This window comes from Nocardia terpenica (genome assembly GCF_013186535.1).
GTDB classification, from domain to species: Bacteria; Actinomycetota; Actinomycetes; order Mycobacteriales; family Mycobacteriaceae; genus Nocardia; species Nocardia terpenica.
The window spans coordinates 2,177,270-2,188,295 of sequence record NZ_JABMCZ010000001.1 but is presented as its reverse complement, the minus strand read 5'-3'; the positions used below and the strand labels follow the sequence as shown (position 1 = coordinate 2,188,295).

General features: G+C 68.8%; 11 protein-coding genes. 7 read left to right on the top strand and 4 right to left on the bottom strand.

Features of this window, described 5'->3' with window-relative positions; translation table 11 throughout:
* Positions 1-13: 13 nt before the first annotated feature.
* Genes HPY32_RS10130 through HPY32_RS10120 form a run of 3 tightly spaced genes read right to left on the bottom strand, consistent with a single transcriptional unit; the run spans position 14 to position 3,206 of the window.
* On the bottom strand, positions 14-1,006 hold the full coding sequence (locus tag HPY32_RS10130; protein ID WP_067590873.1) for an NAD-dependent epimerase/dehydratase family protein: 993 nt from the start codon (positions 1,004-1,006) through the stop codon (positions 14-16).
* Complete coding sequence (locus tag HPY32_RS10125) at positions 1,003-2,082, bottom strand: N-acetyltransferase (RefSeq protein ID WP_156674579.1); 1,080 nt, start codon at positions 2,080-2,082, stop codon at positions 1,003-1,005. The genes HPY32_RS10130 and HPY32_RS10125 overlap by 4 nt, the downstream gene beginning before the upstream one ends.
* 44 nt (positions 2,083-2,126) lie before the next feature.
* Entirely contained in the window at positions 2,127-3,206 is a 1,080-nt protein-coding gene (locus HPY32_RS10120) for a hypothetical protein (protein ID WP_067590879.1), read from the bottom strand.
* A 287-nt stretch (positions 3,207-3,493) separates the two neighbouring features.
* Between HPY32_RS10120 and HPY32_RS10115 the strand changes: the two genes are divergently transcribed.
* The 7 genes from HPY32_RS10115 to HPY32_RS10085 all read left to right on the top strand — a co-directional run bounded on the left by HPY32_RS10115 (position 3,494) and on the right by HPY32_RS10085 (position 10,566).
* Positions 3,494-4,015 (top strand): MarR family winged helix-turn-helix transcriptional regulator, encoded by a 522-nt coding sequence (locus tag HPY32_RS10115; protein ID WP_231951745.1) that lies wholly within the window; start codon positions 3,494-3,496, stop codon positions 4,013-4,015.
* The gene (locus HPY32_RS10110) at positions 4,012-5,262 is read left to right on the top strand and encodes a Bcr/CflA family efflux MFS transporter (RefSeq protein ID WP_067590883.1); all 1,251 of its coding nucleotides are present in this window, start codon (positions 4,012-4,014) and stop codon (positions 5,260-5,262) included. The genes HPY32_RS10115 and HPY32_RS10110 overlap by 4 nt, the downstream gene beginning before the upstream one ends.
* Positions 5,263-5,309: 47 nt before the next feature.
* Positions 5,310-6,167 carry a heavy metal-binding domain-containing protein gene (locus tag HPY32_RS10105; protein ID WP_197696560.1) on the top strand — a complete coding sequence of 286 codons (858 nt, stop codon included), beginning with the start codon at positions 5,310-5,312 and terminating at the stop codon, positions 6,165-6,167.
* Positions 6,168-6,211: 44 nt separating this feature from the next.
* Positions 6,212-6,988 carry a heavy metal-binding domain-containing protein gene (locus HPY32_RS10100; protein ID WP_067596034.1) on the top strand — a complete coding sequence of 259 codons (777 nt, stop codon included), beginning with the start codon at positions 6,212-6,214 and terminating at the stop codon, positions 6,986-6,988.
* Positions 6,985-7,401 carry a hypothetical protein gene (locus HPY32_RS10095; RefSeq protein ID WP_197696561.1) on the top strand — a complete coding sequence of 139 codons (417 nt, stop codon included), beginning with the start codon at positions 6,985-6,987 and terminating at the stop codon, positions 7,399-7,401. The genes HPY32_RS10100 and HPY32_RS10095 overlap by 4 nt, the downstream gene beginning before the upstream one ends.
* A gap of 143 nt (positions 7,402-7,544) precedes the next feature.
* Positions 7,545-9,140 carry a murein biosynthesis integral membrane protein MurJ gene (gene murJ / locus HPY32_RS10090; protein ID WP_269456535.1) on the top strand — a complete coding sequence of 532 codons (1,596 nt, stop codon included), beginning with the start codon at positions 7,545-7,547 and terminating at the stop codon, positions 9,138-9,140.
* A 58-nt stretch (positions 9,141-9,198) separates the two neighbouring features.
* Complete coding sequence (locus HPY32_RS10085; RefSeq protein ID WP_067590886.1) at positions 9,199-10,566, top strand: family 20 glycosylhydrolase; 1,368 nt, start codon at positions 9,199-9,201, stop codon at positions 10,564-10,566.
* On the opposite strand, the gene HPY32_RS10080 is transcribed toward HPY32_RS10085, so the two are convergent.
* Positions 10,563-10,991 carry a hypothetical protein gene (locus HPY32_RS10080; RefSeq protein WP_067590887.1) on the bottom strand — a complete coding sequence of 143 codons (429 nt, stop codon included), beginning with the start codon at positions 10,989-10,991 and terminating at the stop codon, positions 10,563-10,565. The two genes, HPY32_RS10085 and HPY32_RS10080, sit on opposite strands and share 4 nt — an antisense overlap.
* Positions 10,992-11,026 lie beyond the last annotated feature (35 nt).

Sequence of the window (11,026 nt, the reverse complement as noted above, 5' to 3'; positions counted from 1 at the left end):
GTGGTCGTCGCGGTCACGGCGCACCTGTGCCGATCAGGTCGCGGAACAGCTGGTCGACCGGGGTCTGGGTCATGCCCAGTTCGGTGACGGCGCGCCGCTGACTGTAGTAGAGCCGCCGCGTCATCAGGTCGACGTTCTCGGGCACCAGCAGCGACGAGCGCAGCGGGTCGGTGCGCAGCCGGGCGACCCCCGCATTGACGCGGGCGACGGCACGCAGGGCGGGGGCGGGCACCTCGCGGATGCGGTGGTGCCGCCCGAGCGCGATCGACAGCGCCGCACCGATCTCGCGGTAGCCGAGGTTGGCGCTGTTGAGAATGTAGCGGCGGCCGGATCGGCCGTGCCGCATGGCCTTTCGGGTGCCGTCCACGAAGTCGCGGACCGCGCACACCGCCGTGCCGCCGGTGGGCGCCGCGCGCAGCAGTCCGCGGCGGGCCGCGTGCACCAGCCGCAACCAGCCCCAGCGGGGGTCGCCGCCGGGCGCGTACACCGCGGCCGGATTGACCACGACCACCTCGAAATCGTCGGTCGCGGCGTCGAGGACGAGGCGCTCGCCCCAGCGCTTGGTGGTGCCGTACGCGGTGTCGGCCACCGAGTTCCGGGTGTCGAAGGTCTCGTCGGCGATGGTGTGGTCCGGCGGGTAGCCGATGGCGGCGCTGGAGGAGACGTGCACCATCCGCCGCACCCCGGCCGCCGCGGCCACCCGCGCCACCGTGTAGGAGCCGACGGTATTCACCTGCCACATGCGGTCGGCCACGCTGTTCAACGGCACCGCGATCCCGGCCAGGTGGTAGACGCGGTCGATGCCGTGCATCGCCGTCGTCAGCGCCTCGGGATCGGTCACGTCGCCCGCGCGAAACTCGAGGTGGTCGAGCAGGTCTCGCAGCCCGCCCGGTCCCGCGCCGGGCTGGGCCAGCACCACCACCCGGTCGCCGTCGTCGAGCAGCGCGCGGGTCAGGGCGGCGCCCAGGCATCCGGTGGCCCCGGTCACCAGTGTCGCTGTGCTCATCCGATTGCCTTCTCGTAGACGCGGTATCGCTTGGCCGGTGCCGCCTTCATCTGCGCCACCAGCGCTTTCGACCAGTGATTGCGTTCATGGATCCAGGTGGTGGTGACCTGGCGGTATCGCCCGGACAGCACCACGTCCGCGACCTCGCCCGCCACCACCCGGCCCACACCCAGTCCCGTGTGCTCGGGGGCGACGCCGATCATCACCACCACCGCGGTATCGATGCCGCGTATGCGGTTGTCCCGCTTGGTCATCAGGCGGCCGAGCAGGGCGGGGGTCACCCGCCCCGAGCGCGGGACGACCTGGTTGACGTCGGGGACCAGCATCGAGAATCCGCTGGGCCGCCCGTCCACCTCCACGATCCGGATCAGGGCGGGGTCCAGCACGGATTCGAGATCGCCCGCCAGGGCGGCGAATACCGGCGCCGTGATCGGCACATGCTCGGGATGGTCGTGGAACGACTCGTTGTAGATGCGGCGCAGCAGTTCCACCTCCGCGCCGAAATTCCGCATATCGGGTGCGCGCACGCCGATCCGGTTGGACCGCAGCACCTTTCGTGCCCGCAGCCGCAGCCGCTCGGCCTGCTCCGCGTGCTCGTCTCGCGTCCACCGATACGTCGTGGTGTCGAAGCGCCGCTCGAATCCGCAGTCGCGCAGCAATTGTGGGTAGTAGGCCGGATTGTGCGTCTGCATCAGCGTCGGCGGCCGATCGAAACCCTGGACCAGCAGGCCCATATCGTGCCGCGGCGAATAGTTGTAGGGGCCGGTCAGCATGGCCGCCCCGCGGTCGGCCGCCCAGCCCTGCGCCGCGTCGAACAGGGCCTGCGCCACGGGGAGATCGTCGACGCAGTCGAAGAAGCCGAACAGGCCGTACGCGCCGTAGCGGCGGACGTATTCGTGATCGATCGTGACGGCGATGCGCCCGACCGGCCGCCGGTCCCGGTAGGCGACGAAGTGGGCGATGTCGGCCTCGGCGTGGAACGGGTTGGACCGCGCGCGCATACCGGCCGCCACCGTCCGCCGCAGCGGCGGCCGCCAGGACGGGTCCGCGCCGTTGACGAGCCACGGTAATCGCACGAAATCTCGACGCTGCGCGGGGCTTTCGGCAAGCCGGACGGAGATCATTTCGCCGCCGCGATACCGAGATCGTAGGCCAGTTCGGGATTGCCCTTGCTCTTCCACAGCGCGCCGTCCATGTAGAAGTGGTGGAACACGAAGCTCAGCGGAATCACGCCCAGTAGCACCGTATCCAGCTGCCCCGCGACCACACCGACGATCGCGAAGCCCAGCACGTACAGCGGCAGTGCGCGGCGGCTGGACAACCGGGCCAGCAGCAGTCGGCGCTCGGCCGGGTCGGCCGACAGCCGGAAGCGGGTGTTGTTACGGGTCCAGTTGATGAGGTGATATTGCAGGCTGTGGGTGGTCGTCGCGATCAGGATCAGCGCGAACAGATCCGACACCAGCAGATAGGACAGGTTGTAGGAGACCACGGCCAGCGCGAATGTCGCCCACGACATGGCGGGCAGCCCGCGCTGCCCGGCGCGGCGCAGCCGCACCTGCTCGGCCGCGAACAGCGCCACCAGCACCGCCGCCACACCGAAGCACGCGATAACCACCGGCATCGGGAGCGGCGGGGCCGGAATCGTCAACCCCGAGAACGGCAGCCGGTGCCCCAGCACCACATAGTCGGAGAAGTGCAGGCCCTGGCTCGCCCGGTAGACGAACGGGGCCAGGCACGCCGCGAACAGGCTGTACTTCAACAGATTCCGCGGCCCCCGGTAGCCGTTCTTGGCGGCATAGATATTGATGATCCCGAAATGCTGTTTGAGCACATGGAATACCTGCCAGTATGCCCACACCGCCACCACGACCACCGTCGCGCCGCCGAACATCAACGCGCTCAGCACCGTCGCGACCGCCACCCAGCTCACCAGGTAGTGCCGCCAATACCGTTGCCGCTCACGGGGATCGAGCCAGATCCGGGCGGACGTCGCCAGCACGTGCGGATAATCCGACAGCACCGAGAAGGCGACCGCCGCCACCAGGAACGCGCCCTTGTGCACGGTCGTCAGCGACAGGATCACCGACAGCAGCGCACCCAGCCCGAGCACCAGCACGATATCCACGCGCGGGCTCACGAACCATCCCGGCCGCGTGGCCCCCTCCTCGCGCACGATCGGATCGTCGACAACGGCTGACATGACTCCTCCTCGGCACAGATGTGAACAGCGACCTCGACACGCCCGAAACAGCCACGGGCGCTGACGTTTCGACCGGATGCGCTCGACCGGCGCTACGGCTGTGCAGCAGAGTAATGAAAACGGATTTCATTATCAATAATTGTGACCCACGTCTCTCTTTCGCAGCGCCCTCCCGGACCGCGGCCCCGGCCTCTCCGTCTTGGAGAAGCCGAATAATCAGCTAGATCTTGGCAATACTTGCCCGGTTACTCGGGATTGACGGGCAATACTCCAAGCTTTAGCTTGTAATGATGGAGAACCGGGGCGGGTACACCACAGACGATCTACTGCTGGCCGAATCATTGCGATGGGGAGTATCGCGGCTGTCTTCGCGGCTGCGCGCCGAACAACCCGGCAGCGCCCGGCCGCTCACCCGGCTGGCGGCGTCGGTGCTGGCGAATCTCGCACACAGCGGTCCGCTGACCGCGTCGAGGCTGGCGGCCATCGAGGGCCTGCAGGCGCAGTCGCTGACCCGGGTGCTCAACGAACTCCACGAACTCGGCCGGATCAGCCGCTCGCGCAGCGACACCGATGCCCGGCGACAGGACATCGCCATTACCGAGGCCGGGCGAGAAGCGTTGCGCGAGCACGTCCGTGACGGCAATGCCTGGCTGGCCGCCACGCTGCGGCACACCCTCACCGATGCCGAGCGCGGCGTGCTCGGCATCGCCGCCACCCTGCTGCGCGAAATGGCCGAGGCGGAGGTCACTCTCACCGGCGAGGGCACAGCGACGCAGTCCCGGCCCGACGGTGCGGCTCCCGCGCTATGACCGCACAGCGATCGGAAACGACTGCCGCACTTGCGATATCGTCATCATCCGGGGGCCGGATACGCCTGCTGGTAGTCCTCGCCGGGCTCAGTGGCGTTTCGCCGCTGGCCACGGACATGTACATACCCGCCCTACCGGATATGGCCGCGTCCCTGGGCACCGACGCCTCCGGCGCTCAGCTGTCGCTGACCGGCTTTCTGGCGGGAATCATTGTCGGCCAACTGGTTCTGGGCCCGCTCAGCGACACGGTCGGCCGACGCCCGGTGCTGCTGTGGGGCACCCTGGGGTTCGCCACGCTCTCCGTCGTCTGCGCCCTCGCTCCCACGATGGCGGTCCTCGACATCGCCCGGTGCGGGCAGGGCATCAGCGGCGGGGCGGGGATCGTCGTCGCCCGGGCCGTGATCGCCGATCTGTTCGCCGGTCGCGACCTCGCGATCACATATTCGCGACTGAGCGCAATCGGTGCTGCCGCACCGGTTCTCGCGCCGCTGGCCGGTGGGGTGCTGTTGCTGATCATTCCGTGGCGTGGACTGTTCATCGCGCTCGCGATCGTCGGGGTGCTGCTCGGCGTGGGGGTGTGGCGGTGGGTCCCGGAATCACATCCCCCGCACGCGCGCCTGTCCGGTGGCATGACCGCGGGGTTACGCGGCATCGGCGGACTTGTCGCCCGGGGACGGGTGCTGGGGCCCGCGCTCGCGATATCTTTCGGCGGCGCAGCGGTTTTCACCTATGTCGCGGGTACCACCTTCGTATTCCAGGACATCTACCATCTCGGCCCCACCGCCTCGAGCATGGTCTACGGTGTCAACGCCGTCGGCAATATGATGGGCAGCCTCGCATACGGGCGACTGGTGAAACATCGGTCCCCGGAAACACTTCTCGTCGCCAGCGCCGCGCTCGCGCTGACCGGGCCGACCTTGCTGCTGCTCACCACTGTGACGATCGGTAGCCCCATGGGGGTCACCTGGTGCTGTCTTCTGTTGTCGATCACCGCATTCGGCGCCTTCTTCCCCGCCGTGGTCACCATCGGCCAGCAACGCGGCCGAGCGGCGCCGGGCGCAACGTCCGCGCTGCTGGGCGGCGGGCAATTCCTCTTCGGCGCGGTGGCCTCCCCCACGGTCGGGCTGTTCGGCACCCACAGCCCCGCACCCATGGCGGCCATCCTGGTCATCACCCTGGCCCTGGCCACCGTCGCCGCCGTCGCGACCGCCCGCCACCAGGACCGGGTTTCGACGCCTCGGTCGTAGGCGTGGAAGTATGGATCGGGATCGGCCTGTGCGGGAAGGAGTTGGCGGTGACGGACGCGGCGTGGCTGCCCGAGGCGGCGCGCACCCGGCTGGCCCGGTTCTCGGCCTCCGGCGTGCGCACCTCGCTGCTGCCGGTGGCGGGCGCGGTCGGGGTCGAATCGGTGGGGCTGACTCCCGTCGGGGAGGTCATGGGCTGCATCGTGCAGCGGATCGGCTGGACCCGGATGACCACGTTCGGGACGATCGCGTCGTACGGAAACGCGCTGAATCTGCGGCCCTACGTCGAGGCGCTGTATCACGGGTACAACACCGCGCTGGCGCGGATGGTCACCGAGGCGGCCGCGATGGGCGCGGACGGCGTCATCGGAGTGCGGCTGACCCGCACCCATCTGGGCCAGAGCAATCAGGAATTCGTCGCCCTGGGCACCGCGGTGCGCGCCGCGTCCGAACACCGGCCGCGGCAGCCGTTCACGGCGATGCTGCCCGGCCAGGACGTGGCCAAGCTGATGCACGCCGGGTGGGTGCCCGCCCGGATCGCGCTCGGCATCGCGGTGGAGGCGCAATACCTGGACCAGCGCAGCCGCATGCAGATGAGCATCATGTCCGGCAATACCGAGGTCGACGGACCGACCGCGCTCATCACCCGGGTGCGGCACCTGGCGCGCGACACCTTCGGCCGCCACGCCCGCGACGGCCAGGCCGACGGGGCCATCGTGTCGGATATCGGGCTGCGAACCTGGGAGCAGGAGAACAACAATGCCATCCTGCTGGGTGCGGAGTCGATGGTCTTCGGCACCGCCATATCCCGGTTCCACACCGGTCGGCGCGCGCCCAGCAGCGCCCTGACCATCATGCCCCTGCGGCCGCCGACCGGGCGCCGCGCCTCACGAGAAAGCCGGAGGTGAGAATGACCAGTGCCGAAGGGCCGCAGGCCATCCCCGACGATGCCATGCGCCGCCTGACCGAGATGCGGCCCGGTCAGAGCACCGCGTTGTTCACCTCGGACCTCAGCGTCAACGAGTTCCTGCTGGTCCGCGAGGCGGGTTTCCGCCCGCTGGGGATGGTGCTGGGCTCGAGCATCTACCACGTCGGCTTCCAGCTCGGCCGGTGGAGCAAGAACCAGGAGCTCGAGACGCTGTCCAACGCGATGTACCACGCGCGGGACCTGGCGATGACCCGGATGGAGGCCGAGGCCGACGTGCTGGGCGCGGACGGGATCGTCGGCGTGCGGCTCGACATCGAATTCAAGGAGTTCGGCAGCGACCTCGCCGAATTCATCGCCATCGGCACCGCGGTGAAGGCCGACGAGCCGGGCGCCTGGCGGAACAATCGGGACAAGCCGTTCACCTCCGACCTGTCCGGCCAGGACTTCTGGACGCTGATCCAGTCCGGGTACGCGCCGCTGGGCATGGTGATGGGCTCGTGCGTGTATCACGTTGCGCATCAACGGTTCTGGCAGGCGATGGGCAATATCGGCCAGAACGTGGAGATTCCGCAGTTCACCGAGGCGCTGTACGACGCGCGCGAGCTGGCCATGTCCCGCATGCAGGCGGAGGCGGAGAGCCTGCACGCGGAGGGCATCGTCGGCGTGCAGCTGCTGTCGCTGCCGCACCGCTGGGGCGGCCACACCACCGAATTCTTCTCCATCGGCACCGCCATCCGCCCGCTGCGCGCCGACCATCACATCGCCAAGCCGCAACTGGTTCTCCCGCTGGTGGACTCGTGACCGACGGCGAACCGAGTCCCCTCTGGGATATGCACATGATGGTCGCCGCGCTGCGCGCCGACCGCAGCGACGTCGAATCCTACGGCCGCATCCTCACCAATGTCCTCGGCGACGCCCTCCCCGACGGCATGGTCGAGGTCGACTACCGCCGCACCCTGTCCGACCGCATGGGCGGCAAACCCGGCCAGGCCACCGCCGTCCGCATCTACGCCCCCGACCGGGAACTGGAGTTGCGCCAAGGCCGCCGCGGCGGCGTCGAGGCCGAGGTCCGCAGCGTCGTGCGCGGTGTGGTCATCAGCCGCAAGCAAATCGGCGTCGACGAATGGCTCGCGGTCCTGGCCGAGGAACTGAACAACCTCGCGGCCCGCGACGCCGCCGCCCGCGAGGCGCTGGCGAGGCTGTTCAACGGCTGATCCTGCCGCGCGGGCAGATTCGCGCCGATTCGCTACGGGGAAGGTGAGAAGGCTTGAACGACTACGGCAATCTGCCGACGCAGCCATTACCGATTCTGTTGGGTTCGCGTCGTGGGGGCGAACGGGAAACAGGCCGAATCGGTGTGCAGGAGCGCCGACCGTCGGGCGGTGGTCTGGTTCGAGACGGGGGGCATGTGGTGGTGGCGGGGGTGGTGAGCAAGGTGACGGGGCTTGTGAGGACGATCGTCGTCGCCGCGGTGGTTGGGGCGGCGGCGGTCGGGGATGCGTACAACTTCGCCAATAATCTGCCGAATATGACTTACGAGCTGTTGCTCGGGAGTGTATTCGCCAGTGCTGTCGTGCCGGTGTTGGCGCGGGCGCGGCGAGGTGGGCGCGGTCATTCTCGTCGGTTCACGCAGCGGGTGTTGGTGGCGGCGGTTCTTGCGCTGGGTGTCGTCACCGTGGTCACGGTGCTGTGTGCTCCGGTGATCGCGCGGGTTTTCGTTGCCGAGCCCGACACGCGGCGTCTCACAACGCTGTTCGCGTATCTGCTGCTGCCCGAGATCTTCTTCTACGGGGTCACGACGCTGGTGACCGCCGTGCTGAATGTGCGCGGCAGCTTCGCGGCGGCCTCGTGGGCGCCGGTGGTCAACAATGGGATCGTGCTGCTGACGGCCGGGGTCTTCGTGCTGCTTCCCGGCCCGATTACGTTGACGCCCACCTCGATGACGACGGCGCAGGTTCTCACCCTCGGGCTCGGAACGACCGCGGGGATTGTCGGGCAGGCGCTGTGGATCGTTCTCGCATTGCGGCGCACCGGGTTCCGATGGAGCTGGCGGGTGCGGCCGATTCCCTACACGTGGCGGCCGGTGCGGGCGGGGATGCCGCTGCTGGGCTGGCTGCTCGGCTATGCCGCGATCAGCCAGGTCGGCGTGGCGGTCACGATGCGGGTCGGGCTCGATCACCACGGGATGTCCGTCTACACCAATGCCGATCTGCTGTTTCAGGTGCCGTACGGCATTCTGGCGGCATCGTTGCTGACGGTGCTGATGCCGCGGATCTCGGAGGCGGCCGCTGCCGGGAATCATTCGGCCGTGATCGCCGATCTCGGCCGGGGCGCACGGTATCTCACGGTGGCGCTCGTGCCGGTGACCATGGCGCTGGCGCTGCTGGGGCCGGTATTGGCGACGGTGGTGTTCACCGGACGGGTCGATGCGGCCTCGGCCCGCTCGATCGGGGCCGCCGTCGCGTCCTCGGCATTCGGGCTGGCACCGTTCGCGCTGGTCATGTTGCAGTTACGAGTGTTCTACGCCCACAATGACACTCGCACCCCGACACTGATCAATATCGCCATGGTGACCACGAAGGTCGCCGTTCTTGTTCTCTCCGCCACGGTGCTACCCGACCACCTTGTCGTGGTGATGCTCAGTGTGGCCGGGTCGGTCTCCTACACGGTGGGTGCGGTCGCGGGGCACGTGCTGCTGCGGCGGCGGTACGGGCTGCTCGGGTTCTCCACCGTCGCCATCACTTTCACGCGGGTGATCTGGGCGACCGCTGCCGCTGGTCTGGCATGCGTGACGGCCATGGCATTGGTTCAGCACCTCGTCACCGCGCCGATGGTGGCGCACGTGTTCGCCCTCGCTGCGGGGGTGGTGCTCGGTGGCGCGGTGTTCCTTTTCGCGGCGAAGGCCATCGGCATTCCGGAGGTTCGGCATGCCAAGGCGCTGCTTGCCGCGTGAGGCGGGGAAACCAGTCTGGGCGGCCGGTATTCGGGGTCGGCGGGAATAGACTTTTCGCATGAAGATCGTGCGGGAGTTGGGTGAGGTGCCGCGGCGGCCGGATGCGATCGGGGTTGCTCCGAGCGATGATGCCGACGAGTGCTATCGGATTACCGTCGACGGGGATACCGTCACCTGCCGGGCTCGCACGGATGCGGGAGTGGTGCGGGCGGAGGCCGCGGCTCGGTTGCTCGCCGCCGAGGGGGAATTGCGGGACGGGATTGTCGACGACGGGCCGCGGTATGCGTGGCGGGGGTTGATGGTCGACTGTGCTCGGCGGTTCTGGAGTGTCGAGGAGCTGCGGCGGATTGTCGACCTGTGCGCGTTGTATCGGCTGAATGTGCTGCACCTGCATCTCACCGATGATCAGGGGTGGCGGATCGAGATTCCCGGATGGCCGCGGCTGACCGAGGCGGGGGCGGAGCACTATTCCGCCGCCGAGTTCCTGGACCTACAGGCTTATGCCGCAACGCGATTCGTCACGGTGGTCCCGGAGATCGATCTGCCCGGGCACTGCGGCTCCGCGGTGCGCGCCTGTCCGGAATTGCGGACGCTGGCCGCCCCGACCGGTCTGCCGGACTCGGTGCCGTTCGCCGCGCCGCTGGATCCGCACGATCCGGTCACCCGGTCGTTCATCACCGATGTCTTCGGCGGGCTGGCGAAGCTCACCACGGGGCCCTACCTGCACATCGGCGCGGACGAGGCGCTGGGCATGGATGCGGCGGCATTCGCCGAGGCCGTGCGGTTGGCGCGGCGCACGGTGCGGGCCGCGGGGAAGCGACCGATCGGCTGGCAGGAGAGTTCGCGGGCGGGGATCGAAGCCGACGACATCGTGCAGTGGTGGGTCGATCTCGCCATGCTCCAAATACCCGACACCGCAGCGGAATTCGAACGACTCTGGGACGATCCTCCGCCGGGCTTCAGCTTCGAGATCGTCCGGCAGCTCGCGCACCTGTACGCCCCGACCGATCACGATGTCGCCCGCACGATCGCCGGGGGCGGCCGAATCCTGCTGTCCCCCATGTCGCATCTGTACCTGGACCGCCCGTACCCCGCGGCGATCGTCCCACCCGACCACCGCCCGCCCGGGCTGTCGGTCTACCCGCCGCGCACGGTGGCCGAGATCGCCGCCTGGGATCCCTCCTGCCACGACCTGCCGCCGGACCGCATTGTCGGCGTGGAGGCCGCGCTGTGGAGCGAAACCCTCACCGATTTCGACGATCTCACCACCATGCTGCTCCCCCGGCTGGCCACTATCGCCGACACCGCCTGGTCCGGAACCCCGGCTCCCTGGCCGCGGTTGCGCGAGCGGCTGGCCGGTCACGCCGCGCTGTGGCGCTCCCTCGGCCTATCGGCCATGCTGACCACCGAGGTCGACTGGCGCTAATCCCCCGTCCGAACGACCCACCCCGTCGCGGTGGAACCGCCCACGAGAGTGCCGGTTTCGGCGGTGAACGCCGCCGCGATGACCGTGGTGGAATCGGCGCATAGGGGGTCGTGCAGGGTCTGGTGGAAGCTGTAGTCCGGAATGTCCTGACCCCACGTCAGGGTGTCACCGCGAAGCTCGACCCGCATGTTCCGGACTTCCCACTGCCCGGTATCGGACTCGACGGTCGCGGTATTGCCCGGCACCCGCACGGTCACCGGATGCAGCATGCCGTGCTCGTCGAACAGGGTGCCGGTATAGGTGGCGTGCTGCCAGTCCGACAGCTGGGTGCCGCAGGCGGGCGCGGCCGCGGCGTTCGCCGCCGGGGCCGACACCAGGGCGGCAGTGAAAAGCAGTGCGGCACTGAGCAGTTCGGCTCGACGCATAGCGATCCTTCCCTTGCCATACGGGAGGCGGGAGA

Excerpts from the sequence above, each read along its gene's own strand:
- HPY32_RS10115 (WP_231951745.1), top strand. The coding sequence starts at position 3,494 with ATGATGGAGAACCGGGGCGGGTACACCACAGACGATCTACTGCTGGCC.
- HPY32_RS10085 (WP_067590886.1), top strand. The coding sequence starts at position 9,199 with ATGAAGATCGTGCGGGAGTTGGGTGAGGTGCCGCGGCGGCCGGATGCG.
- HPY32_RS10100 (WP_067596034.1), top strand. The coding sequence starts at position 6,212 with ATGCGCCGCCTGACCGAGATGCGGCCCGGTCAGAGCACCGCGTTGTTC.
- HPY32_RS10080 (WP_067590887.1), bottom strand. The coding sequence starts at position 10,991 with ATGCGTCGAGCCGAACTGCTCAGTGCCGCACTGCTTTTCACTGCCGCC.
- HPY32_RS10120 (WP_067590879.1), bottom strand. The coding sequence starts at position 3,206 with ATGTCAGCCGTTGTCGACGATCCGATCGTGCGCGAGGAGGGGGCCACG.
- HPY32_RS10110 (WP_067590883.1), top strand. The coding sequence starts at position 4,012 with ATGACCGCACAGCGATCGGAAACGACTGCCGCACTTGCGATATCGTCA.
- HPY32_RS10130 (WP_067590873.1), bottom strand. The coding sequence starts at position 1,006 with ATGAGCACAGCGACACTGGTGACCGGGGCCACCGGATGCCTGGGCGCC.